This is a genomic window from Croceicoccus sp. BE223 (assembly GCF_031457155.1).
GTDB lineage: Bacteria > Pseudomonadota > Alphaproteobacteria > Sphingomonadales > Sphingomonadaceae > Croceicoccus.
This window is the reverse complement of sequence record NZ_JAVDWB010000005.1, coordinates 16,548-41,812: the sequence shown is the minus strand read 5'-3', so window position 1 is coordinate 41,812 and position 25,265 is coordinate 16,548. Positions and strand designations below refer to the sequence as shown.

At 66.4% G+C, this 25,265-nt stretch carries 25 protein-coding genes and 2 tRNA genes; 10 read left to right on the top strand and 17 right to left on the bottom strand.

Features of this window, described 5'->3' with window-relative positions; all coding sequences use genetic code 11:
* Window positions 1-32 precede the first annotated feature (32 nt).
* Genes J2X37_RS11160 through J2X37_RS11120 form a run of 9 tightly spaced genes read right to left on the bottom strand, consistent with a single transcriptional unit; the run spans window position 33 to window position 8,735 of the window.
* Complete coding sequence (locus tag J2X37_RS11160; RefSeq protein WP_310021190.1) at window positions 33-308, bottom strand: formate dehydrogenase subunit delta; 276 nt, start codon at window positions 306-308, stop codon at window positions 33-35.
* Window positions 305-3,169, bottom strand: a complete 2,865-nt coding sequence (gene fdhF, locus J2X37_RS11155; RefSeq protein ID WP_310021188.1) for a formate dehydrogenase subunit alpha — start codon at window positions 3,167-3,169, stop codon at window positions 305-307. The genes J2X37_RS11160 and fdhF overlap by 4 nt, the downstream gene beginning before the upstream one ends.
* On the bottom strand, window positions 3,169-3,984 hold the full coding sequence (fdhD, locus tag J2X37_RS11150; protein WP_310021186.1) for a formate dehydrogenase accessory sulfurtransferase FdhD: 816 nt from the start codon (window positions 3,982-3,984) through the stop codon (window positions 3,169-3,171). The genes fdhF and fdhD overlap by 1 nt, the downstream gene beginning before the upstream one ends.
* Window positions 3,981-5,522 (bottom strand): NADH-ubiquinone oxidoreductase-F iron-sulfur binding region domain-containing protein, encoded by a 1,542-nt coding sequence (locus tag J2X37_RS11145; protein WP_310021184.1) that lies wholly within the window; start codon window positions 5,520-5,522, stop codon window positions 3,981-3,983. Before J2X37_RS11145 ends, fdhD begins: the two co-directional genes overlap by 4 nt.
* Entirely contained in the window at window positions 5,519-5,935 is a 417-nt protein-coding gene (locus J2X37_RS11140) for an NAD(P)H-dependent oxidoreductase subunit E (RefSeq protein WP_310021181.1), read from the bottom strand. Before J2X37_RS11140 ends, J2X37_RS11145 begins: the two co-directional genes overlap by 4 nt.
* Window positions 5,922-6,344 carry a ketosteroid isomerase-related protein gene (locus tag J2X37_RS11135; protein WP_310021179.1) on the bottom strand — a complete coding sequence of 141 codons (423 nt, stop codon included), beginning with the start codon at window positions 6,342-6,344 and terminating at the stop codon, window positions 5,922-5,924. The genes J2X37_RS11140 and J2X37_RS11135 overlap by 14 nt, the downstream gene beginning before the upstream one ends.
* A complete protein-coding gene (gene fghA / locus J2X37_RS11130; protein WP_310021689.1) occupies window positions 6,341-7,180 on the bottom strand; it encodes an S-formylglutathione hydrolase in 840 nt (279 codons plus the stop codon). The genes J2X37_RS11135 and fghA overlap by 4 nt, the downstream gene beginning before the upstream one ends.
* A gap of 11 nt (window positions 7,181-7,191) precedes the next feature.
* The gene (locus J2X37_RS11125) at window positions 7,192-7,587 is read right to left on the bottom strand and encodes a VOC family protein (protein ID WP_310021177.1); all 396 of its coding nucleotides are present in this window, start codon (window positions 7,585-7,587) and stop codon (window positions 7,192-7,194) included.
* A gap of 35 nt (window positions 7,588-7,622) precedes the next feature.
* Window positions 7,623-8,735 (bottom strand): S-(hydroxymethyl)glutathione dehydrogenase/class III alcohol dehydrogenase, encoded by a 1,113-nt coding sequence (locus J2X37_RS11120; protein WP_310021175.1) that lies wholly within the window; start codon window positions 8,733-8,735, stop codon window positions 7,623-7,625.
* A 118-nt stretch (window positions 8,736-8,853) separates the two neighbouring features.
* On the opposite strand from J2X37_RS11120, the gene J2X37_RS11115 reads away from it, so the two are divergent.
* Complete coding sequence (locus tag J2X37_RS11115) at window positions 8,854-9,747, top strand: LysR family transcriptional regulator (RefSeq protein ID WP_310021173.1); 894 nt, start codon at window positions 8,854-8,856, stop codon at window positions 9,745-9,747.
* Here J2X37_RS11115 and maiA read toward each other — a convergent pair.
* From maiA to J2X37_RS11095, 4 genes are all read right to left on the bottom strand, one after another.
* Window positions 9,744-10,391, bottom strand: coding sequence for a maleylacetoacetate isomerase (maiA, locus tag J2X37_RS11110; protein WP_310021171.1), 648 nt, complete (start codon window positions 10,389-10,391; stop codon window positions 9,744-9,746). The two genes, J2X37_RS11115 and maiA, sit on opposite strands and share 4 nt — an antisense overlap.
* Window positions 10,388-11,695: a fumarylacetoacetase gene (gene fahA, locus J2X37_RS11105; protein WP_310021170.1), complete on the bottom strand. Its 1,308-nt coding sequence runs from the start codon at window positions 11,693-11,695 to the stop codon at window positions 10,388-10,390. Before fahA ends, maiA begins: the two co-directional genes overlap by 4 nt.
* A complete protein-coding gene (hmgA, locus tag J2X37_RS11100; RefSeq protein WP_310021169.1) occupies window positions 11,692-12,990 on the bottom strand; it encodes a homogentisate 1,2-dioxygenase in 1,299 nt (432 codons plus the stop codon). The genes fahA and hmgA overlap by 4 nt, the downstream gene beginning before the upstream one ends.
* 139 nt (window positions 12,991-13,129) lie before the next feature.
* Window positions 13,130-13,717: a GNAT family N-acetyltransferase gene (locus tag J2X37_RS11095; protein WP_310021167.1), complete on the bottom strand. Its 588-nt coding sequence runs from the start codon at window positions 13,715-13,717 to the stop codon at window positions 13,130-13,132.
* Window positions 13,718-13,850: 133 nt separating this feature from the next.
* On the opposite strand from J2X37_RS11095, the gene J2X37_RS11090 reads away from it, so the two are divergent.
* The 3 genes from J2X37_RS11090 to accC all read left to right on the top strand — a co-directional run bounded on the left by J2X37_RS11090 (window position 13,851) and on the right by accC (window position 16,220).
* Window positions 13,851-14,264, top strand: coding sequence for a holin family protein (locus J2X37_RS11090; RefSeq protein ID WP_310021165.1), 414 nt, complete (start codon window positions 13,851-13,853; stop codon window positions 14,262-14,264).
* A gap of 101 nt (window positions 14,265-14,365) precedes the next feature.
* Window positions 14,366-14,857: an acetyl-CoA carboxylase biotin carboxyl carrier protein gene (accB, locus tag J2X37_RS11085; protein WP_310021163.1), complete on the top strand. Its 492-nt coding sequence runs from the start codon at window positions 14,366-14,368 to the stop codon at window positions 14,855-14,857.
* A gap of 13 nt (window positions 14,858-14,870) precedes the next feature.
* On the top strand, window positions 14,871-16,220 hold the full coding sequence (gene accC / locus J2X37_RS11080) for an acetyl-CoA carboxylase biotin carboxylase subunit (protein WP_310021161.1): 1,350 nt from the start codon (window positions 14,871-14,873) through the stop codon (window positions 16,218-16,220).
* Between the two features lie 374 nt (window positions 16,221-16,594).
* Here accC and J2X37_RS11075 read toward each other — a convergent pair whose 3' ends face one another.
* Window positions 16,595-17,506 carry a sulfotransferase domain-containing protein gene (locus J2X37_RS11075; protein ID WP_310021159.1) on the bottom strand — a complete coding sequence of 304 codons (912 nt, stop codon included), beginning with the start codon at window positions 17,504-17,506 and terminating at the stop codon, window positions 16,595-16,597.
* Between the two features lie 40 nt (window positions 17,507-17,546).
* Window positions 17,547-18,008, bottom strand: a complete 462-nt coding sequence (locus tag J2X37_RS11070) for an Lrp/AsnC family transcriptional regulator (protein WP_310021157.1) — start codon at window positions 18,006-18,008, stop codon at window positions 17,547-17,549.
* 257 nt (window positions 18,009-18,265) lie between these two features.
* Between J2X37_RS11070 and J2X37_RS11065 the strand changes: the two genes are divergently transcribed.
* The 4 genes from J2X37_RS11065 to J2X37_RS11050 all read left to right on the top strand — a co-directional run bounded on the left by J2X37_RS11065 (window position 18,266) and on the right by J2X37_RS11050 (window position 20,879).
* Window positions 18,266-19,927, top strand: a complete 1,662-nt coding sequence (locus tag J2X37_RS11065; RefSeq protein ID WP_310021155.1) for a histidine kinase dimerization/phospho-acceptor domain-containing protein — start codon at window positions 18,266-18,268, stop codon at window positions 19,925-19,927.
* Window positions 19,928-19,983: 56 nt separating this feature from the next.
* Window positions 19,984-20,056: transfer RNA gene (locus J2X37_RS11060), tRNA-Ile, on the top strand.
* Between the two features lie 39 nt (window positions 20,057-20,095).
* Window positions 20,096-20,172 (top strand) — tRNA-Pro (locus J2X37_RS11055).
* Window positions 20,173-20,330: 158 nt separating this feature from the next.
* On the top strand, window positions 20,331-20,879 hold the full coding sequence (locus tag J2X37_RS11050) for a superoxide dismutase family protein (RefSeq protein ID WP_310021153.1): 549 nt from the start codon (window positions 20,331-20,333) through the stop codon (window positions 20,877-20,879).
* A gap of 57 nt (window positions 20,880-20,936) precedes the next feature.
* Here the strand turns inward: J2X37_RS11050 and J2X37_RS11045 are convergent, their stop codons facing one another.
* Window positions 20,937-21,536 (bottom strand): beta/gamma crystallin-related protein, encoded by a 600-nt coding sequence (locus tag J2X37_RS11045; protein ID WP_310021151.1) that lies wholly within the window; start codon window positions 21,534-21,536, stop codon window positions 20,937-20,939.
* A gap of 207 nt (window positions 21,537-21,743) precedes the next feature.
* On the opposite strand from J2X37_RS11045, the gene ettA reads away from it, so the two are divergent.
* Together ettA and J2X37_RS11035 are read left to right on the top strand one after the other, a co-directional pair.
* Window positions 21,744-23,417: an energy-dependent translational throttle protein EttA gene (ettA, locus tag J2X37_RS11040; RefSeq protein WP_310021149.1), complete on the top strand. Its 1,674-nt coding sequence runs from the start codon at window positions 21,744-21,746 to the stop codon at window positions 23,415-23,417.
* 176 nt (window positions 23,418-23,593) lie between these two features.
* The gene (locus J2X37_RS11035) at window positions 23,594-24,553 is read left to right on the top strand and encodes an RcnB family protein (RefSeq protein ID WP_310021147.1); all 960 of its coding nucleotides are present in this window, start codon (window positions 23,594-23,596) and stop codon (window positions 24,551-24,553) included.
* Window positions 24,554-24,627: 74 nt separating this feature from the next.
* Here the strand turns inward: J2X37_RS11035 and J2X37_RS11030 are convergent, their stop codons facing one another.
* Window positions 24,628-25,185: a cytochrome b gene (locus tag J2X37_RS11030; RefSeq protein WP_310021146.1), complete on the bottom strand. Its 558-nt coding sequence runs from the start codon at window positions 25,183-25,185 to the stop codon at window positions 24,628-24,630.
* Window positions 25,186-25,265: the final 80 nt, after the last annotated feature.

The window sequence follows — 25,265 nt, the reverse complement described above, 5'->3', positions numbered from 1 at the left end:
GCGACAAAGGGTGAAGCGGCAAGCCCTGCCGGTCAGCCCGCGTCGGAACGCCCGCCTCCGTCTGCCGCGTTGAAGACGGTCGCGCGGGTCTGCGGAGCCGGTTCGCCGGTTTCGCGCAGGATCGCGAAGGCGCGCGCGGCGGTGTCCGACAAATCCGTTTCGTCTCCGGCGATCGCCGCCCGCATCCGCGGGTCCCAGAACTGCGCGATGTGGTCCGCCGTGGCCCGCGCCGCGGCATCGTGACCGATCGCTTCGAAATTGCGGGCGATCTGGTTGGCCATGTAGACGAGGCGGTCCCGCGCGCTCACTCGGCCGCCTCGTGCAGATGGTCGATCCGGCGCGAACGCTCGGCAAAGCCGGCGTAGTCCTCCTGCCAGTCGGTCGGCCCGTTGCTGGGCATGACCTGCACCGCGGTCACCTTGTATTCGGGGCAGTTGGTGGCCCAGTCGGAGAACTCGGTGGTGACGACATTGGCCTGCGTTTCGGGGTGGTGGAAGGTGGTATAGACCACGCCCGGCGCGACGCGTTCCGTGACCTTCACCCGCAGCGTCGTCTCGCCCTTGCGGCTGGCTAGGCGGGCCCAGTCACCGTCCTTCAAGCCCCGGTTCTCGGCATCGGAAGGATGCATTTCCAGCAGATCCTCCGGGTGCCAGGCGGTGTTGGCCGTGCGCCGCGTCTGCGCGCCGACATTGTATTGCGACAGGATCCGACCCGTCGTCAGCAGCAGCGGAAAGCGCGGGCCGGTTTTCTCGTCGGTCGGGACGTATTCGGTGACGACGAAGTGGCCTTTTCCGCGCACGAAGCCGTCGACATGCATGACCGGAGCGCCATCGGGAAACGCCTCGTTCACCGGCCATTGCAGCGAGCCGACCTCGCACAACCTCTTCCACGATACGCCCGCGAATGTCGGGGTCAGGCGCGCGATCTCGGCGAGGATCTCGCTGGCGTGGGCGTAGTTCCAGTCCAGGCCCATCGCCTGGGCGAGGAGCTGGGTCACTTCCCAATCCTCGTAACCATTGGCCGGGTCCATCACCCGGCGCACCGGCTGGATGCGGCGTTCGGCATTGGTGAAAGTGCCGTCCTTCTCCAGGAAGGTGCTGCCCGGCAGGAAGACGTGGGCGTAGCTCGCAGTCTCGTTGAGGAAGAGATCGTGGACGATGACGCAGTCCATCGCTGCCAGCCCCTGGGCGACATGGCGGGTGTCGGGATCGGACTGCAGGATGTCCTCGCCCTGGATGTAGATGGCGCGAAACGTGCCGTCGACCGCGGCGTCGAGCATGTTGGGGATGCGCAGGCCCGGTTCGGCATCGAGCGTCACGCACCAGTCCTCCTCGAACAGCGCGCGGGTCTGGGCGTCGGAAATGTGGCGATAACCCGACAATTCGTGCGGGAAACTGCCCATGTCGCAAGCGCCCTGCACGTTGTTCTGGCCGCGCAGCGGGTTCACGCCCACACCGGGGCGGCCGATGTTGCCGGTCGCCATCGCAAGGTTGGCGATGGCCATGACCGTGCTCGACCCCTGGCTGTGTTCGGTGACGCCAAGGCCGTAATAAATCGCAGCGTTGCCACCGGTGGCGTAGAGCCGCGCGGCCGCTCGCAAGTCGGCCGCCGGCACCCGCGTCACCGCTTCGAGCACTTCGGGCGAATGACGCTCGTCCGCGACGAACCGCGCCCAGTCCTCGAAGGCGTCGATCTCGCAGCGTTCGCGCACGAACGTCTCGTCCACCAGACCCTCGGTCACGATGACATGCGCCATCGCGGTCAGCACCGCGACGTTGGTGCCGGGTTGCAGCGGCAGGTGATGCGCCGCCTCGATGTGCGGCGAGCGGACGAGGTCGATGCGGCGCGGATCGATGACGATCAGCCTGGCGGCCGGCCTCCCGTCCTGTCCGCGCAGGCGCCTCTTCATGCGGCTGGCGAAGACGGGGTGCGCGTCGGTCGGGTTCGCGCCGATGACGAGGATGACGTCGCTGTGCTCGACGCTGTCGAAATCCTGCGTGCCCGCGCTGGTGCCGAACGTCGTTTTCAGTCCGTAGCCGGTGGGCGAATGGCAGACCCGGGCGCAGGTATCGACGTTGTTCGATCCGAACCCGCCGCGGACCAGTTTCTGGACGAGGAACGTCTCTTCGTTGGTGCACCGGCTGGAGGTTATGCCGCCCAGCGCCCGTGCGCCGTGCTCTGCTCTGATAGCCTTCAGCCTGCCGGCGGCGAAGTCGATCGCCTCGGCCCAGCCGACCTCGCGCCAGGGCTGGTCGATCGCATCGCGGATCATCGGGGTGGTGATCCGGTCCTTGTGGTTGGCATAGCCCCAGGCGAAGCGGCCCTTGACGCAGGAGTGGCCCCGGTTCGCCTTGCCGTCCTTCCACGGCACCATCCGCACGAGTTGCTCGCCCCGCATTTCCGCGCGGAAGGTGCAGCCGACGCCGCAATAGGCGCATGTCGTGACGACCGAGCGTTCGGGCTTGCCGAGTTCGATGACGCTCTTTTCCATGAGCGCGCTGGTCGGGCAGGCCTGAACGCAGGCGCCGCAGGACACGCACTCGCTCGACAGGAAATCGTCGGCGGCGGTGCCGGCGGAAATCTTCGATCCGAACCCCCGCCCGTCGATCGTCAGCGCCAGGGTACCCTGCACCTCGTCGCAGGCGCGCACGCAGCGCGAGCAGACGATACACTTGTCCGGCTCGAACGCGAAGTAGGGGTTCGAGGTGTCGTCGGCCTGCCGCATGTGATGCGCGCCGTCATAGCCGTAGCGCACGTCGCGCAGGCCCACTTCGGCGGCGGCGTCCTGCAACTCGCAATCGTTGTTGGCGCTGCAGGTCAGGCAATCGAGCGGATGGTCGGAGATGTAGAGCTCCATCACCCCGCGGCGCAGCTTTTCCAGCCGCGGCGTCTGGGTGTGCACGACCATGCCTTCGGCGACCGGCGTGGTGCACGAAGCGGGCGTGCCGCGCATGCTCTCCACTTCGACGAGGCACAGGCGGCACGAGCCGAAGCCCTTCACCATGTCTGTCGCGCAGAGCTTTGGGATGTCTCCCCCCGCCTCGGCCGCGGCGCGCATGACGCTGGTGCCTTCGGGCACGGTCACCGCGCGGCCGTCGATGGTCAGGGTAACGAACGTCGCGCCCGCGCTCGGCGGAGTGCCGAGATCGGGCTGCTTAGCGTACCCCATCAGGCTTCTCCCTCTTGCAGCAGGACATGCTGCGGATCGCCGAAGACCAGCACCGAATCGCGCCGGGCCAGCGCCACCAGCGCCAGCCCCGCCTGCGCCGCGCGATCGACGGCAAGGCTGGTCGGCGCCGAGATCGTCACGAGGAGCGGGCACCCGGCGCGCACGGTCTTCTCGACCAGTTCGAAACTGCACCGCGCCGACAGCAGGATGAGCCCTGTGGCGGCATCGCGCCCTTCCCGCGCCATCGCGCCGATCAGCTTGTCGAGCGCGTTGTGACGGCCAACATCCTCTGCCGCCAGCAGGATGGTACCGTCTGGCGCGCAGAAGGCGGCGGCATGCATCGCGCCGGTGCGAAGCCCCATCGGCTGGTGATGGTGCAGCCGCGACAGTGCGCGGGCGATCGCTTCGCGCGTCGTTTGGATGGTGGCGGCAATGCGCGGCAGGGGTCGCAACACCTCGGCGATGTTGTCCATGCCGCACAGGCCGCAACTCGATTCGGAAACACGGGTGCGGGCGCGGGCGATCACCGGCTCCATCGCTTCTGGCGGAAGCGCGATGCGCACGATCCAGCCGTCCGCGATCTCGTGCACGTCGATCGCCTCGATCCGGGCCACGCTGTCGACGAGACCTTCGGAAAGGGTGAAGCCCCGCGCGAAATCCTCGAGGTGATCGGGCGTCGCCATCATCACCGCATAGCCCAGCCCGTTGTATTCGATCGCAACCGGCGCCTCTATCGCCAGCGGACGGACCAGTTCGCCGTCGCTAACGTTTTCCAGCCCCAGCCGCATGACGCGCGCCTGTTCGGTGCCATTCATGCCGCGACCACCTCTCGAACCGGGCCGAAATCCTCCGGCCAGTGGCGCAGGGCCGACAGCACCGGATAGGGCGTGAACCCGCCCAGCGCGCAAAGCGAACCGAATTTCATCGTCTCGCACAGGTCTTCGAGCAGGGCGACTTCCTCGGCATGGCTGCGCGGCGACTTGCGGGCGTTGTGCATCTGCGGCGCGGTCTCGATCCGGTCGGCCACGCGACCTCCGGCGAGGATGCGATCGATGGTTTCCATGCCGCGCATCGACCCGATCCGGCACGGCGTGCACTTGCCGCAGCTTTCCGCGGCGCAGAACTGCATCGCGAAGCGGGCGAGCGCGGCCATGTCGGCACTGTCGTCGAACACGACGATGCCGCCGTGCCCGATCAGCGCGTCGGCGGCGGCATAGGTCTCGTAATCGAAAGCGATGTCGAACTGGTCGGGGTGGATGTAGGCGCCCAACGGCCCGCCGACCTGCACCGCCTTCACCGGACGGCCGGAGGCAGTGCCGCCGCCGATGTCGTGGACCAGTTCGCGCAAGGTCAGGCCGAACGCGGTCTCGTAAAGCCCGCCATGCCTGACGTTGCCGGCGATCTGGATCGGCATGGTGCCCTTCGAACGCCCGATGCCGAGCGTTTCGTAGGCAGCGGCCCCGCCCTCGCGCAGGACATGCGGCACGGCGGCCAGCGTCAGCACGTTGTTGACCACTGTCGGGCAGCCGAACAGGCCTTCGATTGCGGGAAGCGGCGGCTTGGCACGCACTTCGCCGCGCCTGCCTTCCAGCGAATTGAGCAGCGAGGTCTCCTCGCCGCAGACATAGGCGCCCGCGCCGACGCGGACTTCGATGCGGAACGGCGCGATGCGCCCTGCGGCAAGGGCGATAGCGGCCTCCATCTTGCGGATCGCATCGGGATATTCGCTTCGCAGATAGACATAGCCCTGCTGTGCGCCGACGGCGTACGCGGCAATCGCCATGCCTTCGATCAGCGCGAAGGGATCGCCTTCCATGACCATGCGGTCGGCAAAGGTGCCGCTGTCGCCCTCGTCCGCGTTGCAGACGACATATTTGCGGTCGCCGGGGGCCGCAGCCACGGTCTGCCACTTGGTACCTGCGGGAAAGCCCGCCCCGCCGCGCCCGCGCAGGCCGGATTGCACCATTTCGGCCAGCACCTGATCCGCACCGATTCGCCGGGCGCGGTCCAGCCCTTCCCAGCCGCCGGTCGCGGCATAGTCGGCGAAGCTGAGGGGCCGCGTGCGTCCAGCGCGCGCGAACGTCAGCCGCTGTTGCCCGGCGATGAAGGGATGCGTGGCGATGGGGCCGATGCACAGGTCGTCTGCCCCGCCCCCGGCGATTTCGGCCACGCGGCCCACTGTCACCGGCCCCCAGCCGATGCCGTTCACTTCGACCAGCGGTTCGAGCCAGTGCATCCCCCAACTCGACACCCGCTCCACCGCCCAGCCGAGCTGTTCGAACCGGGCGGCAACGCGGTCCGCCCCGCAGGCCCGGGCCAGCGCATCGTCGGAAATGCGGGCAGTGCCGGTCATGCCTGCTCCACCAGTCTTGCCAGCGCATCGGCATCGAGCCTGGCATGAAGTTCATCGCCGATCCGCGCGTTGGGGCCGACGCTGCACAGGCCAAGGCAATAGACGGTCTCGATCCTTACCCGGTCGGCCGCTGCCGCCCTGGCCGCCGGGATCATCGCTTCCACCCCGCGCGACTGGCACGCCTCTGCCCGGCAGACCTGCACCACCGGGCGCGGGTCGGGCGTGGCACTGAAATCGTGGTAGAAGCTGACCACCCCGTGCACTTCGGCTCGGGTCAGGTTGAGCAATTGCGCGATGCGCGCTTCAGCGGCGCTGTCGATGGCACCCAGTTCAGCCTGCACGTCGTGCAGGATCGGCAGCAATGGCCATTCCCGCCCGGCATGGCGGGAAACGATCTCGTCAATCCTGTCCATGGCTAGCGGGAGCCTGGACCTGCCGGAGCCAGTCCGCAAGATTGTAGTGATTGGAAACCCGCGAAATCCTGCCGTCCGCAATGTCGAAGAACGCACCGACGCGCAGGCGATAGGTCTGTCCCTGCGCATCCGGCAGGCCGGGATCGGTGGCGAGATAGCGCCCCTCCAGCATGAAATCCGCCGCCGCGCGGGATCCATCGTCCGAAGCCAGGAACACCGGTTCGATGACGCGTTCGGCATAGGAACGGTTCATGTGACCGAGAAATTCGGCGAACGCCGCCTTGCCGCGGCGCGGCACGCCCTGGCTGGGCTCGTGGACGACGTCGTCGGTCAAGAGCGCCAGCATCGCGTCCGCATCGCCGCGGTTGAAGGCATCGTAGTAGTTGGCCAGCAGGTCGGCGGTCCTCATGCCTTCAGCCTCTCGGCGTGCCAGCCGACGTGTTCGGCCATGAAGGTGGATATGAAATAGTAGGAGTGGTCGTAGCCCTCCTGCATGCGGATGGTGGCGGCCATGCCGGCGCGTTCGACCGCCTCCCGCAGCAGGTGGGTCTTCAACTGACCTTCCAGGAAATCGTCCGCCGTTCCCTGATCCACCAGAAGGTCAGGCAGCCGCGCGCCATCGTCGATCAGGGCGCAGGCGTCGTAGGGCCGCCATGCCGAGCGGTCTTCGCCGAGATAACCGGCGAGCGCCTTTTCGCCCCACGGGCAGTTCAGCGGCGAAACGATCGGCGAAAACGCGCTGGTCGAGCGGAACCGGCCCGGATTGCGCAGCGATATGGTCAGCGCGCCGTGCCCGCCCATCGAATGGCCGGTGATGCCCTGCCGGTCCATGTCGGCGGGAAAGTTCGCCGCGATCACGTCCGGCAGTTCGCGCTCGATATAGCTGCGCATGCGGAAATGCCATGCCCAGGGCTCCTGCGTCGCGTCGACGTAGAACCCGGCACCCTTGCCGAAATCATAGCCTTCGTCGTCGGGTACGTCATCGCCGCGCGGGCTTGTGTCCGGCGCCACGAATATGACGCCGTGCTCGGCACAGGCAGCGCGAAACTCGCCCTTTTCCGTCACGTTGGCGTGGGTGCAGGTCAGGCCCGAAAGGTACCACAGCACCGGCAGCCTTGCGCCCGGCTCGTGGTCCGGCACGAAGACCGAAAAGGTCATCCCGGTGCCCGTCACGGCGGAGGCGTGGGAATAGACCCCCTGCACCCCGCCGTGACTGCGATTGATCGACTTCGTTTCGATGTTCAGCGTTTCCGCCATCAGGCCCCCGACATGTGCATGCCGCACAACTTGTTGCCGTCGGGATCGCGCAGATAGCAAAGGTGCATCGGCCCCATGCTGCTCTGCCGCACGCCCGGCGGGTCCTCGATCGAAGTGCCGCCATTGGCGACGCCCACGTCGTGTAGCTTGGTCACAAGCTCGGGCGTCTCGCACCAGAACCCGATGGTCGCCCCGTTGGCGACCGTCGCCGGTTCGCCGTCCTTGGGCTCGCCCACGCCGAACATGCCGGTGGGCGTGCGATAGAACAGCCGGGTCTTCCCGTCGTCGGTGACGTTCACCATCGGCTCGCCCGCGCCCAGCACGCCCAGGAGCGCGTCATAGAACTTGCGGGCCTTTTCGATGTCGTTCGTGCCGACCATCACGTGACTGTACATTCATCCATCTCCCATGCTTCGACGGGGACGCCCGGTCAGTACACCACGACCGACCGGATCGATTCCCCCGCATGCATGAGGTCGAAGCCCTTGTTGATCTCGTCAAGCGAAAGCACGTGGGTGATCATCGGATCGATCTCGATCTTGCCGTTCATGTACCAGTCGACGATCTTCGGCACGTCGGTGCGGCCCTTGGCCCCGCCGAACGCGGTGCCGCGCCAGTTGCGCCCGGTGACCAGCTGGAACGGGCGCGTGCTGATCTCCTTGCCTGCTTCGGCGACGCCGATGATGATGCTGGTGCCCCAACCCCGGTGGCAGGCCTCGAGCGCGGTTCGCATGACTTCGGTGTTGCCGGTGGCGTCGAAGGTGTAGTCCGCGCCGCCGTCGGTCATCGCGACGACCTTCTGGACGATCTCGTCGCGGCTCATCCCCCAGGTGTTGAGGAAGTCGGTCATGCCGAACTTGCGGCCCCATTCCTCGCGGTCGGGGTTGATGTCGACGCCGATGATCCTGCTCGCCCCCGCCAGCCGCGCACCTTGGATGACGTTGAGGCCGATGCCGCCAAGGCCGAAGACCACGACGTTCTCGCCGACCTGCACTTTGGCGGTGTTGGTCACCGCGCCGACGCCGGTGGTGACGCCGCAACCGATGTAGCAGCTGGTCTTGAACGGCGCGTCATCGCGGATCTTCGCCACCGCGATGTCGGGAAGAACGGTGAAGTTGGAAAAGGTCGAGCAGCCCATGTAGTGGAAGATCTGCTGCCCCTTGAAGCTGAACCGGCTGGTGCCATCGGGCATCAGCCCCTGCCCCTGCGTGGCGCGGATCGCGGTGCACAGGTTCGTCTTGCCCGACAGGCACGACTTACACTGGCGGCATTCGGGGGTATAGAGCGGGATGACGTGATCGTCGGGCTTTACGCTGGTGACGCCGGGGCCGATTTCGCGGACGATGCCGGCGCCTTCGTGGCCGAGGATCGAGGGGAAGATGCCTTCCGAATCGAACCCGTCGAGAGTGTAGGCGTCGGTGTGGCAGATGCCGGTCGCCATGATCTCGACGAGGACTTCGCCCTCCTTGGGGCCCTCGAGGTCGACTTCGACGATCTCGAGCGGCTTCTTCGCTTCGAAGGCGACGGCGGCGCGGGTTTTCATGGCAACGGACTCCCAGACTGTGCGCGAACGGCGTGGAGCCTAGCGTTCGCCACCGACAGTGATAATGCGCGAATTGCGCAAAGCATTATCCCCGCAAGGTTACAGTGGAGAATTGGTCATGATCGGCGGCTGGGACGGGTTGGAGGAATTCGTCGCCGTGGCCGGCGCCGGCTCCTTCACCGCGGGGGCGAAAGCCTTCGGCGCATCGGTCACTCACATGAGCCGTGCCGTCGCCCGGCTGGAAAGCCGCCTGCAGACGCAGCTGTTCAACCGCACCACCCGCTCGGTCCATCTCACGGAAACCGGGCGCATCTTCCTCGAACGATGCCAGCGCCTCGTCGACGAGCGCGAGGATGCGATCGCGGGCATAGCGGCTCAGGGCCAGCCCAGCGGCAGCTTGCGCGTGACCTGCTCCTACGCGCTCGGCGAACGCTTCGTCGCGCCTCTCGTCCGCGAATTCGCGCAGGAGCATCCCGCGCTTTGGGTGACGCTCGACCTCGACAACGACGTGGTCGACATCATCAGCCGCGGCTTCGACCTGGCCGTGCGAACCGGCCATCTCGAGGATTCGCGGCTGATCGCCACCCGCGTCGCGCAGCGCGAACTGGTGACGGTCGCTTCGCGCCACTACCTCTCGCTAAGGGGCCAGCCGCGCGACATCGCGGATCTTGCCGGGCACGACTGCCTGCTCGGATCGGCGTCGCATTGGCATTTCCGGCGCGGGCAGAGCTATCGCCCGCAAGGTCGCTGGCAGTGCAATTCGGGTGCGACGGTGGTCGATGCCTGTCTCGCCGGGATGGGCGTGTGCCAGCTTCCCGCTTTCTACGTGCGCGATCACCTTGCCGCCGGGCGCCTGCAGGAAGTGCTGGCGGACGAACGGCCGGAGGACGAACCGATCTGGGCCGTCTATCCCACCCGCCGGCATCTCTCGCCCAAGGTCAGCGGCCTCGTCGCGATCCTCCGCGCCCAGTTGCAGGGACGGCTGGACGAAGCAAAGGCCCAATTCGCCTAGGCAATGGGATCGGCGTCGGGCTGGCGATCGGGGTGCGCGGCAATCACCGCCGGATGCGCCAGGGCCGCGTCACAGGCCGCCATCAGGTTGTCGTATGGTGAAAGATCGGTCCCGAAGCGCTGCGCCGAATAGACTTGGGGCACGAGATAGCAGTCGGCCAGCGTGGGCGTCGTGCCATAGGCGTACCTCTCCCCATACTGGCCGATCATCCTGTCGAGCGCGGCAAAACCCTCCGCGATCCATTGGCGGGCCCAGTCGTCTATTTGGTCCTGTTTGTGACCCATTGCCTTTAACTGCTTGAGAATGCGCAGGTTGTTGAGCGGGTGGATGTCGCTTCCGATCACCGCGCACATGGCGCGCACCAATGCCCGCTCGTCGGCGCTTGGCGGCAGCAGCGGGGGATCGGGATAGGCTTCCTCCAGCCATTCGAGGATCGCGACGCTCTGCGGCAGCACCACGCCGGGCCGAACTTCGAGCGCCGGAACCAGCCCTTGCGGCTGGAGGTCGAGATAGGCCGCCGCCTTCTGCTCGCCCGCGCGCAGATCGTGCGTGACGCGGTCGTAGGACACGCCTTTGAGGTTGAGCGCAATCCGCGTGCGGTAGCTGGTCCCCGATCGCCAGTAGTCGTGCAGGACCAGCGTCATCCGCGCACCCTTCCCCGGCATTCGCCGAAGCCGATCGACCTCGCGCCATCGGCACGGGCGTGGGCGCGCATGATGATCTCGTCCCCGTCCTCGAGGAAGGTTCGCGTCTCCCCGCCCGTCAGGGACAGCGGGTTCTTGCCGCCGTTCGACAGTTCGAGCAGCGAGCCGAAGCTGGCCGCGTCCGGCCCCGACAGCGTTCCCGTGCCGAGCAGGTCGCCCGGCTGGAGATTGCATCCGTTGACCGTATGGTGCGTCACCAGTTGCGCCGCGGTCCAGTACATCGCGGTCATCGGCCCCTTGGAGAGACGATGCGGCGCGATGCCCGCCTTGCGCATCGCGGCAGTCTCGATCAGCACTTCCATTTCGACGCTATAGGCGCCGGCCTGCTGATCGGCGTCGTCCCACAGGTAGTCGAGCGGCTTTGGATCGCCTTGAGGCCGTGCCGGCTGCGCGGTTCGGAACGGGGCCAGAGCCGTGCTCGTAACCAGCCAGGGCGAGACGGTGGAAAGGAAGTTCTTGGCAAGAAAGGGCCCGAGCGGCTGGTATTCCCAGGCTTGGAGATCGCGCGCCGACCAGTCGTTGAGGATCGACAGCCCCGCGATGTGCCGCCCCGCCTCGCCAATGGAAATCGGCTGGCCCAGCGGGTTGGAGCCGCTTGTCCAGATCGCCATCTCCATTTCGTAGTCGAGCCGCTCGCTCGGCTTGACATGCGGCGGCTTGCCCTCGGCGCTGCGGATCTGTCCGTGCGGGCGTATCAACTCGGCGCCGCTCGCGCGGATCGACGATGCGCGGCCGTGGTACCCGATCGGCACGTACTTGTAGTTGGGAAGCAAGGGATTGTCGGGGCGAAACAGCGCGCCGACGTTCTTGGCGTGTTCGATCCCGGTGTAGAAATCGGTGTAGTCGCCGACTTGGAACGGGACAGCCATCCGGCACTCGTCGGCGGGAAACAGCACCCTCTCCGCCTCGCCCGCGTTCGCCGCTTCGGTCAGCAGCGCGAAGAGGCCCTCGCGCAGGGCATCGGCCATTTCGTTGCCCTGCGCGAACAGGGCGTTCAGCGAGCCGGCGTCGGCCAGCCGCGCCGCGTCGGCTGCCCGGCCTTGCAGCAGCGGCGCCGCACCGCGCAGGCACACGAGCCTGTCCCCGATCGCCACGCCGCCGCGCCAGTCCTCGCTCCCGGCCGGGGCGAACACGCCCAGGGGCAGGTTCTGGACCGGGAAGTCGGGATGTTCGTTCGCTTCGCCGACCCAGCTTCTCGCGTTCGGGTCATGGGTATGGTCCGGGGTATGGTCTGGCATCGTCATCCTTCTTTGCCGGGCAGTTCGGCCTGGGGAAAGCCGGCCCAGCATTCGTCGTAATCGTCCTGCCGTTGCGGACTGGTCATGGCCTGCCGGGTCGGGCGGATCACCCAGCGGCTCTCGAACATGAAGGCCAGCGTGTCGGTGATCCTGTGCGGCCTGAGCTCCGCCTCCATGGCCCGCCGGGTGGATTCGGCATCGGGCCCGTGTCCGTTCATCTGGTTGTGCAGGCTCGCCCCGCCCGGCACGAAGCCGCCACCCTCCTTGGCGTCGTATTCGCCATGCACCAGGCCCATAAATTCGCTCATCACGTTGCGATGAAACCACGGGGGCCGGAATGTATCCTCGGCCACCATCCAGCGCGGCGGAAAGATCACGAAATCGCAGTTGGCGGTGCCGGGCACCTCGCTCGGCGAAGTCAGGACGGTGAAGATCGAGGGATCGGGATGGTCGAAGCTGACCGTGCCGATGGTGTTGAAGCGGGCCAGGTCATAACGGCAGGGCGCGACGTTGCCGTGCCAGGCGACGACATCGAACGGCGAGCGATCGAGCGTGGTGGACCACAGTGCGCCCTGGAACTTCTGGATCCATTCGAAGGGTTCGTCGCGGTTCTCGAACCAGGCCACCGGCGTCTCGAAATCGCGCGGACCTGCGAGCCCGTTCGCACCGATCGGGCCGAGATCGGGCAGGCGGAACGGCGCGCCGTAGTTCTCGCAGACATAGCCGCGGGAGGGACCGTCGAGCGCGACGCGAAAACGCAGGCCGCGCGGGATCAGCGCAAGATGGCCGGGCGGCACGTCCAGCCGCCCCATCTCGGTATCGATATGCAACGTGCCATGCTGCGGCACGATCAGCATTTCGCCGTCGCTCGACTGGAAGGCCCGGCGCTCCATCGAACGGTCCGCGGCGTAGAGGTGCACCGCGATGCCCGCCCCGGTGCCGACATCGCCGTTCGCGCCGTAGGTCACCAGCCCGTCGACGAAATCGGCGCCTTCGGGCGGAATGGGCAGCGGATCCCACCGCAAACGGTTCGGACTGACGGGCACGTGGCCGACCGGCGCACTCTCGATCCCGGTCCCACCGGCATAGGGGGCGAACGGGCGGTGCTGGCTGGTCGGGCGCATGCGATATAGCCACGCCCGCCTGTTCTCGACGCGCGGCGCGGTAAAGGCGCTGGCCGAGAACTGCTCGGCATAAAGCCCGAAGGCGGGGCGCTGCGGGCTGTTGCGGCCGATCGGCAAGGCACCGGGGATGGCCTCGGTCTCGAAGTGATTGCCGAACCCGGTCTGATAGTCGTGCATCCTGCCCTTCCCCTGCCGGTGATCAAACCGACGAACATTTCCGCCACGATAGCAGCGATGGGCAAGAGAGTTTCGCCTCAAATCACGCAAGCATTGGTGGAATTCGTCACGATCAGGCCTTCTCTCGCGCCAAGTGCGCTCAGAACTCTCGCAGCCAGTATTGCATCGCCTTTTCGCTCTCGGCTTCCTCGCCATGTTCCTTCCAGGCCAGATGCGCCACGAAACCGTCCACCGGCGCATAGCGGCGCCTTCGCCAGAATTCGTACAGCGGGCGATAGCCGTCGGGCCGGTCGGGGTGGTCTACCGGTCGAATGACGGCGGCGAAACAGGCCGCCCGTGCGCCGCAGCGCAGCGCCTGCGCCTCTCGTGCATCGAAAAAGGCGTGGTCGATGCCGTGGCCGCGATAGGCGGGCAGCAGGACGCTTTCGCCGAAATAGAACAGCGATGCGGAATCCAGTCCGCGTTCCTCGAACGGTCGGCGGAACTCCGGCTTTTGCGCCCGCATCGGCGAAGCGGTGGCCGCGCCGACGATCCGATCGCCATCGCGCGCCGCCACCAGCAGCGCATCGGGCGCGGCGAGGAATTCACGCAGGTAGCCCGCCTCGTATTCAGCGTCGCCGTCATACAGGTAGGGAAAGTCGGCGAAGACCGCGATCCTGAGGCGTGCCAGGTCGCCGATCGCCCGCTCGATCTCGGGTCCGCTCATCGCTTCGACCGTCACCGCCATGGCCTCGCTCCCCCGCCATCGCGCGCACCGCAGGCATGGGCGAAAGGCTCCGCCCGCGCCACGGTTTTTATTTTCCTACACTGCCGTCGGCCTGCTTCTGACGATACCCCGCATTCTCAGGAGCCGCATTGCCATGCCCCTACTCGATTCGCTTCTCGGCCCGCTCACCCACATCATCGACCGGGTCATCCCCGACAAGACCGCCCGCGAGAAGGCCAAGCTCGAACTCCTCCGGCTCGAGGGGACGCAGGAGATGGAGATCATCGAGGCGCAGCTGTCGGCCATCGTCGCCGAAGCGCAGTCCGCCGATCCGTGGACGAGCCGCGCCCGCCCCGGGTTTCTCTACGTGATGTACGTCATGATCCTGTTCGCCATCCCGATGGGGCTGGTCGCCGCCTTCGATCCCGAAGCGGCACAAGGCATCGGCAATGGCATGACCGGCTATCTCAACGGCATTCCCGAACCGCTCTACGCGCTCTTCGGCACCGGCTACCTGGGCTACACGGTCGCCCGCCAATGGGGGAAGATCAGGGGCGCCGACAAGTAAGGGGAATGCCGCCGGTGGGGGAAAACGGTCACGCCCCTTGCCCTCCGTGTCGTCTCGGCGTAGCGCGCTACGCCAACAGACAACCTCCGAAAGAGGAATTGATGGGCGAAGCCAAGACCCCTGCCGGCACCCGTACCGGCGGCATGAATGTCGATAGCGCGCTGGTGCGCGAACTGGCCGAACTGCTGGCCGAAACCGGCCTGACCGAGATCGAGGTCGAGGACGGAGACCGCAAGATCAAGGTTTCGCGCGCCGCTCCAGCGATGGCAGCCACCGCGGTGATGGCGCCGCCGATGGCCGCCGCCGCTCCCGCTGCGGTCTCCGCTCTTCCCGTCATCGACGCGCCCGCCGCGGCGCCGGTCGATGCGGTCAAGTCGCCGATGGTCGGCACCGCATATCTCTCGCCCGAACCGGGCGCCGCCAACTTTGTCGAAGTCGGCAAGGCGGTAAAGGCCGGCGACACGCTCCTGATCGTCGAGGCGATGAAGGTGATGAACGCGATCCCCTCGCCCAAGTCCGGCACCATCGCGAAGATCCTCGTCGGCCATGGCGAGCCGGTGGAGTTCGACCAGCCTCTCGTCGTGATCGACTGAGCGGGGCCAGGGCATGACGATTTCGCGCATTCTCATCGCCAACCGCGGCGAGATCGCGCTGCGTGTCCATCGCGCCGCGCACGAGATGGGTATCGAGACGGTGGCAGTGCACTCCACCGCCGATGCCGATGCGATGCACGTGCGGCTCGCCGACCAGGCGATCTGCATCGGCCCGCCTTCGGCGACCGACAGCTACCTCAACATGGCGGCGATCATTTCCGCGGCCGAGATCTCCGGCGCGGACGCGATCCATCCCGGCTATGGCTTCCTGTCGGAAAACGCCAAGTTCGCCGAGATCGTGGAGGCGCACGGGCTGATCTGGATCGGGCCGAAGCCCGAACACATCCGCACGATGGGCGACAAGGTCGCGGCCAAGAAGTCGGCCGGCGAACTGGGCCTGCCCCTGGTGCCCGGCTCGGACGGCGCGGTCTCCGACCTCGAGGAGGCGAAGCAGATCGCTGAAGCGATCGGCTATCCGGTGATCATCAAGGCGGCGAGCGGCGGCGGCGGGCGCGGGATGAAGGTCTGCCCGTCCGAAGACCAGCTCGAAACCCTGATGAAACAGGCCGGCAGCGAGGCGAAATCGGCGTTCGGCGACGACACGGTCTATATCGAGAAGTACCTCGGCAACCCGCGCCACATCGAATTCCAGATCTTCGGCGACGGCAACGGACAGGCCATCCACCTCGGCGAGCGGGACTGTTCGCTGCAGCGCCGCCACCAGAAGGTGCTCGAGGAAGCGCCATCGCCCGTGATCAGCGCCGAGGATCGCGCCCGCATGGGCAAGACCTGCGCCGATGCCATGGCCGCGATGGGCTATCGCGGCGCGGGCACGATCGAGTTCCTTTGGGAAAACGGCGAGTTCTACTTCATCGAAATGAACACCCGCCTGCAGGTCGAGCACCCGGTGACCGAGGCGATCACCGGCGTCGATCTGGTGCGCGAACAGATCCGCGTCGCCGAAGGCAAGCCGCTGTCCGTGGCGCAGGAGGAACTGCGGTTCACCGGGCACGCGATCGAGTGCCGAATCAACGCGGAAAACCCCTTCACGTTCGCCCCATCCCCGGGCCTGGTGACCAGCTACCACGCGGCGGGCGGCATGCACGTCCGCGTCGATTCGGGCCTCTATGCCGGATACCGCGTGCCGCCCTATTACGATTCGATGATCGCCAAGCTCATCGTCTACGGTCGCACGCGAGAGGGCTGCATCATGCGGCTGAAGCGCGCGCTGGAGGAGATGGTCGTCGAAGGCATCCAGACCTCGATCCCGCTGCACCAGCAGCTAATCCGCGATTCGGAGTTCCTGAACGGCGACTACACGATCAAGTGGCTCGAGGACTGGCTGGCAAAGCGGGAGAACTGAGCGGTCGCGGCAGACCCGAATGCCGCCCGCCGCATCCGTTCCAACCCGCCTCACGGCGCAGACGGCGCTAGCGAATCCGTTTCTCGGCACCTCGCACACCGAGCAGGATATCGCGTGGCTTGCCGGACACAGCTGCGCGAAACCGGGCTGACGGTCGCGCAACTCGAACAGATCCTGCGCCGAGAGGTAGCCCCGACCCTTACGTTCAACCTGATGTCCGTGGCCGGCGTATGGCAAGCGCGGTCACCGGATGCGGTCGCGAGGATAGTGTCCCGCCGCATCATGCTGAAGCAAGTGTTTGGCCATTGCGGCTGGCGGATGGTCCGTGCCGACTGGATGCGGGTCACGGCCGTGCTCACGGCCTGTACCCTCGGTCATCCCCGCCTTGCCTCGCCGTATAGCCACGCCAGCACGTCGGGCTCGCACGTATCTTCGCCCGCGCGGCGCAGGTCCGCCGCCAGTTCGGGTGTCATGCCGTCCTGCCCGGCGGCCCCGGCCTCGCCCTTGCGCACCATCGCCCCTCGCGTCAGCACCGGTATCGTACCGGCGGTGATCGCCTCGAACTTGTCCTCGTGCCGCTTCATCCATTCAAACGAGGTGTATTCGAGAATGCGCGCCCATTCGTCCGGCGCGGGCACGATGCCGAGGAAGTCGGCGATCCTGCGGATCGATCCTTCGTGATCCGCCTTCATCTCCGAGAAATGCAGAAACAGCACGTTGGCGCGGTCACGATACGACCACCACGCATTGGCGAAGTCGTAAAACGCGCCCCTGTGCACGCCCGGAGCGATCATTTCGGCGTAGAAGGTGGGGAAATCGGGCCAGGTCAGCGCACCGGGAGGCATGCCCCACAGTGCGTTCCATTCCTCGGAATGCTTGGCGAGAAACGGGAAGAACGAGACGACTGCCTCTTCCGGATTGCGGCCGACGACGACGTAGCGCACGTCGTCCCTGTACGGGAGCATGGACGGCGCGGAATGCGACTTGAAGACGCGCGGGCGGTCGGTCGGCATGCGGTCGATCCGCTCCAGCACCGCATCGATGCCCGCGTCCGGACCGGGAAGGAACTCGATCCACGGCACTTCCTCGTAGATGTCGCGAAAATCGGCGGTCCCGCCGTTGAGCAACTGGTAGACGATGTTCATCGTCCATGTCGTGCCGCTCTTGGGCGGAACGGACACGACGATGTCGCCGCTCCGCCACCTGATGTTCTGCTGGATGTCGGGCCGTATCCACGGCGCCAGCGCGCCCCCGCCCATTTCGCCCGTTTCGTCGCCTTCCTTCATCGACCCGCTCCCCTAGCCAGGCCCGGCACCCGGGCCGCGATCATTCCAGCGGTACGCCCGGCTCGTTCTTCGAGGTGCGGATGACCAGCGACGTCTTCACGCTGGCCACGTTGGGCGCGGGCGTCAGGTTGCTGGTCAGGAATTCCTGAAAGCTCTGCAGGTCCTTGCTGACGATCTTCAGGATGAAATCGATCTCGCCGTTCAGCATGTGGCATTCGCGCACGGCGGGCAGCGTCGCGACATGATCCTCGAAAGCGCGCAAGGCGTCCTCGGCCTGGCTCTTCAGGCTGACCATCGCATAGACGGTGATGGTGAAGCCGAGCGTCGCCGCGTCGAGTTCGGCATGATAGCCGCGGATCGCGCCGCTTTCCTCCAGCGCGCGGACACGGCGCAGGCACGGCGGGGCGGTCAGCCCGACGCGGCTGGCCAGCTCCACGTTCGTGATGCGGCCTTCGGCCTGCAGTTCGGCCAATAGCCGCTGGTCGATCTCGTCGAAATTCATGCCCGCCAAATCCGTCGCATCGCGCTTCCTGCGCCCACTGGGTCTTGCAACATCCAGACACGGATGCGCAAGTTCCAAAGCCTCGAAACCCGCTTTCCCGTAATTTTTGTTCCACCTCGCGGCTGTATCACTTTGCGACGCCCGCAAGAGCGCCCCTTTGCGGAAACCTTTCGTAAAGCTACGTCCGATGTTGGAGCGAAATCTTCGCAAATGGTCTCTTCGTCGAAGGACCCCGGTGACGCTCCGCAGGGGATGACATGACACTGGACGACCGTTTGCGTACCGTGCTCGACGTCGCTGCCGACAGCGACGAAGGGATGCGTTCGCAATATCGCCAGCTCGTCGACATCCTGGGCAGTGGCAAGGCCGTGGCGGACGGCACGCTGGTTGCCGCCGCGTTCCTGCGCCTCTCCGCCCTTGCCCGCCGCATTCCGGCCGACGAGCGGGCCGCCATCATTGCCGATCCCGCCGTCCGCCTGCGCTCTCCCCCGCTGGTCGCGCAGCTATGCGAGGGCGAGGACCAGGTGGCCGGTGCCGCCATTGCCGCCGCCGAACTGGACGAGGCCGGCTGGACCGTTCTCGTCGGCGTGCTCGATGACGATCTGCGCGGCAAGGTGCGCAAGATCCGCACCGACGAGCGGGCGCGCAGTGCCGAAGATCGCGGCGAAGTCCTGGTCCAGCGCACGGCATCCCGCACCAGCCCCGCGGACGACCTGACGCCGAGCGCGCCGGTGCCCACGAGGGTCGGACCGACCCCGATATCGGCAGAACCGGCTACCGGCATCGGCGACATCGTCGCCAGGATCGAGCGTTTCCGCCTGCAGCGCCGCGAACAGGCGATGCGCCAGGTCCTCGGCGCCGGCGATCCTGAACCAGCCGAAGTCGAAGAGGCCGCGCCGCCGCCCCTGGCGATCCCGCGCGAGATCGACTGCACCATTTCCCCCGAGGGGCGCATCGGTCCGACGAGTCATCTCGGACCGATGCTCTCCGGCCTTCTGCTGTCGGCCAGCGCCGATGCCGCCGCCCGTCTCGACGAGGCGACGGCCACCGCGCTGCGCCGCCAGCAGGCGGTACGCAACGGACGGGTCGAGGTTGCCGCCTCCCCCGCGATCTCGGGCGAATGGCGGCTCGACGCGGCACCGCACTTCGATCCGGTGGGCCGGTTCCTCGGCCATCATGCCCGCCTCACCCGCGTAGTCGGCAGGCGCAGCGATCCGCGCGGCGACCTCGTGCGGCAGGCGCTCCATGAACTTCGCACCCCTATCAACGCCCTGCAGGGCTTTTCCGAGATCATCCAGCAACAGTTGTTCGGCCCAGTCCCGCACCAGTATCGTTCGCTCGCCGCCGGCATCGCGGGAGAGACGGCCGCGCTTCTGGCCGGGCTCGAGGATGTCGATCGGCTGATCCGGCTGCGACTGGGCAGCCGGCCACTGGACGCAGGTCGCACCGCGCTCGATCCGCTGCTGGTGGCAATGGTCGATCAGGTCCGGCCGATCCTGCAAGGTCGCGGCGCGCATCTCGTCGCGGACGTGGGCGATGCCGGCACCATCGTACCCGTCGCGGAACCTGATCTGGAGCGGATGATCTGGCGCCTGCTGAGCGTTGTGGCGGTATCGGCCGAAGCGGGGGAGCGGCTGGCGCTGGCCACGTCGCGCGACAATGGGACGATCGCGCTGTCGCTGACCCTGTCCGCGGCGCTGGCCGCGCTGGACGACGCGGCTTTTTATGGCGCCCAGGCGGGGCCGGACGCGGGCAGCGAGCTGGCCGTGGGCTTCCTGGGCCGCGGCTTTGCCATGCGCCTGCTCACTGCAGAGGCACGCGCCGCCGGGGGCAGCCTGCTTCGCAAGGACGGGCGGCTGGTTCTGGCGCTGCCCTTCGCCAACGAGAGCTTCAGCGAAGAAAGCGAAGCCGCTGCCTGAGCGCGTGATGTCGGCGCTTGCCAAGGCAGGCCGCCCCGGCTAGTCGCGCAGCCCAGGGGCCTGTAGCTCAGCGGTTAGAGCTGGCCGCTCATAACGGCTAGGTCGCGGGTTCGAATCCTGCCGGGCCCACCGTTTTTCGCCTGCCGACAACGGCAAGCTGCGAAAGGTCGGGGAGTAGCGCAGCCCGGTAGCGCGCCTGCTTTGGGAGCAGGATGTCGCAGGTTCGAATCCTGTCTCCCCGACCATTTCAACTCTCGGCAGACCGTGATCGCCAGCCCGGATCGGGACCGGGCCGATTCAGGGGCAGGCCCCTTGGACAAACCCTTCCCTGAAACGATCGGTGGCAGTCAAACCTTGCCTTGGGGCGGCGCGTCCCTAGTCTTGGGGCTCTCGCCCCCTATTCATGAGGACCAATTTCACGATGCATTCCCTCGGCAAAGCTTTCGTCCTTCTGGCCCCGCTCGGTCTCGCTGCCTGCGTCACCACTGATGGGGATACCCCTCCGATCGGACTGCCAGTCGCCACGGCCCAGCTTCTTGACGCGAACGGCAAGGTCGTCGGCCTTGCGACCGTGACCGGCACCGATGGCGATCTCAAGGTTCGCGTCGCGGTCGAGGGTCTGCCCGCTGGCGTTCATGGCGCGCACATTCACGCGGTCGGAACTTGCACTGCGCCCGATTTCACCAGCGCGGGCGGGCACTGGAATCCGACCAACGCCAATCACGGCACCATGAGCGCCGCACCCAATCCCCATGCCGGCGATACCGGTAACATGACGGTGAATGCGGCGGGAACCGGGCTGCTCTCGGGATCGTCGAACGGTACCTGGACCGGTCTCCTCGACGCCGACGGGTCCGCCTTCGTCATCCATGCAGACCCGGACGATCAGACCACGCAGCCGACCGGAAACGCGGGCGCGCGCATCGCCTGCGGCGTGTTCAAGTCGGCCTGAGGACAGCCGATCGGCAGGCGCGGCGGTCCGTCATGGGCCGCCCGCCCCGCCGTTCCATCACCGCTTCATGCCGACACACAACGTGTCGGAAAGGTAGGCACGGCGGCCCAGCGTTTCCCTGTCGCTGTGTGCGGCACGATCGTAGCCCATCGCCCGGCAGAACTGGTCCGCAACGCGGGCCGCGCAGGATGGCTGGCTCTGGCCGGTCAGGCACACGGCCACGCGGCGACCGTGCCGAGCAGGCGCAGGATAGAACTGCGCATCCCTTCCCCGCATGGACGGATTGTCGCCCGGCGCCCACTGATCGGTCCAGCCCAGCGGGCGCATCGACTGGACGCGGATGCCGCCGCGCATGATGATCGGATTATCCGCGATGAAGGTGCGGCATACCCCCTTGTAGTCAGGTCGCTCGCACAGTTCCCATCGCCCGCTGCGCACGCGGATCGACGTCACCGTCCACGAAAGCCCAAGATCGGGCTGTGGGCGCGAGACGTTCACGGCCGGGCCGTTGTAGCCGGCGTTGCGGTATATGATCGCTTCCGCCTCGGCATCAGGCCGGAGCGAGCGATCGTCCTGCGCCCGCACATCGCCGCCCATGCCCATGACCAGCGCGGTTGCGACAGCCAGACCGGCGACCATTGTTCCTGCAAAATTCATGTCGAAGCCCCCTTCTCCATTTGTTTGGCCATTGTGGCACCCAAACGGGGCCTTAGCCAAGCTCCCACCGGGAGGGAGGGTTGCTCGCCCGGCCCCGATCCCTTGCCCGCCCAAGTCCCTTGCCGGCCCAAGTCCCTTGCCCGAAGCCCGCATTGCCCCTATCTGCGCGGCAACTCCCGAATTCCCGGATACGCCCAGAGGACGACCATGGCCGCCCAGTACGCATACGTCATGAAGAACATGACGAAGACCTTTCCCGGCGCGCAGAAGCCGGTGCTGTCGAACATCAACCTGCAGTTCTACCAAGGTGCTAAGATCGGCATCGTCGGTCCCAACGGCGCTGGCAAGTCGACGCTGATCAAGATCATGGCCGGGGTCGATACCGACTACACCGGCGAGGCGTGGCCGGGCGAGAACATCACCGTCGGCTACCTCGAGCAGGAGCCGGAGCTCGACGAGAGCAAGACCGTGCTCGAGAACGTCAAGGACGGCGCCCGCGGCGTGGCCGACATGGTCGACCGCTTCAACGAGATCAGCGCCCTGATGTGCGAGCCGGATGCCGATTTCGACACGCTGGGCGCGGAAATGGGCGAGCTGCAGGACAAGATCGACGCGGTCGACGGCTGGACGCTCGACAACCAGCTCGAAGTCGCGATGGAAGCGCTGCGCTGCCCGCCGGGCGACTGGTCGGTCAAGGATCTGTCGGGCGGTGAGAAGCGCCGCGTCGCGCTCACCCGGCTGCTCATCCAGAAGCCGTCGATCCTTCTGCTCGACGAACCGACCAACCACCTCGACGCCGAATCGGTGCAGTGGCTGGAAAACCACCTCAAGGAATACGCCGGCGCGGTGCTGATGATCACCCACGACCGCTACTTCCTCGACAACGTGGTCGGCTGGATCCTCGAGCTCGATCGCGGATCGTACTATCCCTACGAGGGCAACTACTCGACCTACCTCGAGAAGAAGGCCAAGCGGCTCGAGCAGGAAAGCCGCGAGGAATCGGGCAAGCAAAAGGCGCTGGCCCGCGAACTCGAATGGATCCGGCAGACGCCCGCCGCCCGCCAGACCAAGTCGAAGGCGCGTATCCGCAAGTTCGAGGAACTGCAGAACGCACAGGACAGCCGCAGCGTCGGCAAGGCCCAGATCGTCATCCAGGTGCCCGAACGCCTCGGCGGCAAGGTGATCGAGGCCAAGAACATCTCCAAGGCCTATGGCGACAAGCTGTTGTTCGAGAACCTTTCGTTCACGCTGCCGCCGGGCGGCATCGTCGGCGTGATCGGGCCCAACGGCGCGGGCAAGTCGACGCTGTTCAAGATCATCACCGGCAAGGAGCAGCCCGACAGCGGCACGGTCGAGATCGGCCAGACCGTGCATCTGGGCTATGTCGACCAGAGCCGCGATCACCTGAACCCCAAGAACAACGTCTGGCAGGAAATCTCCGACGGCCTCGACTACATGAAGGTCAACGGGCAGGACATGTCGACGCGCGCCTATGTCGGCGCGTTCAACTTCAAGGGCCAGGACCAGCAGAAGAACGTCGGCAAGCTTTCGGGCGGTGAACGCAACCGCGTCCACATGGCCAAGATGCTGAAGGCGGGCGGCAACGTCCTCCTGCTCGACGAACCGACCAACGACCTCGACGTCGAGACGCTGGGCGCGCTGGAAGACGCGATCGAGAACTTCGCAGGCTGCGCCGTGGTCATCAGCCACGACCGCTTCTTCCTCGACCGTCTCGCGACTCACATCCTCGCGTTCGAGGGCGACAGCCACGTCGAATGGTTCGAAGGCAACTTCGAGGCTTACGAGGAAGACAAGCGCCGCCGGCTTGGCGATGCCGCCGATCGGCCGACGCGCCTCGCGTACAAGAAGCTTACCCGCTGATTTTCAACGAGAACGCCGTTCATGTTCCTGTGAAGAAACATGAACGGCGATCCGCAGAGCGGTTCAGCACTGCGACAGACGAACCGATCTAGATACAATCCTGCGACCAAGTGAGCGCTAGCCAGCGCCCCAGGTTTTGGAGAATATCAATGTTCAGGGTTCAGACCTTAAAGGCTGTGACGGGAGCCCTTCTCGCCACCAGCATGCTGGCCGGCGCACCGATTGCGCAGGCGGCTTCCACGATCCGCGGCCCGCAGGTCGAAAGCACCACCGCTTCCGCCAACCTGGCCGAACGCGAACAGCGCGGCGGCTTGAAATCGGATCGCGGCGGAAACCGCGCCTCCGCGCAGGACACTTCGCGTTCGCAGGGCCGGCAGTCCGGCGGCTGGGAACGCTCCGGCCGCAGCGGCGGCGGCGAAGCCCGCTCCGCCGAACGCTCGGGCCGCGACTGGAACCAGTCTGCGCGGCGCAGCGAGACCGGACAGGCGCGTTCGAGCGAGCGTTCGGGTCGCGACTGGAACCAGTCCTCGCGCCGTAGCGAAACCGCGCAGACACGGTCGGGCCGTGAATGGAACCGTTCGGACCGCAGCGAGCAGGTTCGTCCCGCCCGCACGGTCGAGCGCAATGCCACGACCGATCGGACCTGGCAGGGCCGCACCAACAGTGGCGACGGCGACCGGTTCCGCAACACGCGCGATCGCAACACCAGCTATCGCGATCGCGACCGCAACGGCAGCTACCGCGACGGTTATCGCGACGGCGTCCGCACAGGCGACCGCAACGGCAGCTATCGCGACGGTTACCGCGATGCCGACCGCGACCACCGCCGCTGGGACAACCGCTGGCGCGATAATCACCGGTACGACTGGCATCGTTACCGCGCCTCGAACCGGGACCTGTATCGCCTGGGCCGCTACTACTCGCCCTATCGCGACTACAGCTATCGCCGGCTCTACATCGGCTTCTCGCTGGGATCGCTGTTCTACAGCTCGCGGTACTGGATCAACGATCCGTGGCGCTATCGCCTGCCCGAAGCCTACGGCCCCTATCGCTGGGTCCGCTATTACGACGACGCGCTGCTGGTCGATACCTACAGCGGCGAAGTGGTCGACGTGATCTACGACTTCTTCTGGTAAGGTCAGGGTCGCAGACCTTCACCGGAAGTGACGGCCCCTCAGGCTCCCGCCTGGGGGGTCGTCTTCGTTTGCGCTCAGCGCTTGGCGAGCCCCGGGATCATCTTGCCCAGTTCGCCGTCGCGGTCGATGAACTGGTGCTTCAGAGCGCCGGCGATGTGCAGGACGATCAGGATCATCATGGGCGTCCACAGTGCCTTGTGGATCCCGATGATGAACTTGCCGTCGTCGGGGCTGTTCGGCACAGGCAGCGCGGGCACCTGGAACAGGCCGAACATGTCGACACCGTACCCGAACGACGAACTTGCCAGCCAACCCAGCAGCGGGATCGCAATCATCAGGATGTAGAAGATGGCATGGGTCGCCCTGGCCAGCATCCGCTCCCACGGCTTGTAATCGTCGTTCATCGGCGGCGGCGGGTTCATCAGGCGCCAGATGATGCGGAGGACGGTGAGGATCAGGACGGTGATGCCAAGCGCCTTGTGCGGGTTCATGTAAACCGCCGCGGCGGGTCCTTCGAGATGCTCTGCCGCTTCGGCCAGGCGCCAGTTGACGATCAGCGCGATGGCGATCAGCCAGTGGAGGATGATGGCCAACGCCGTATAGCGGGGGCTTCGGGTGTTGATTGTTTCCATGTTGCTGTGCTTACCCCTTAAGCGACGGATGTCGGCGCGATCCTAGCGCCGGGCTCCGGTTCTGCAACTTTGACTTTTGA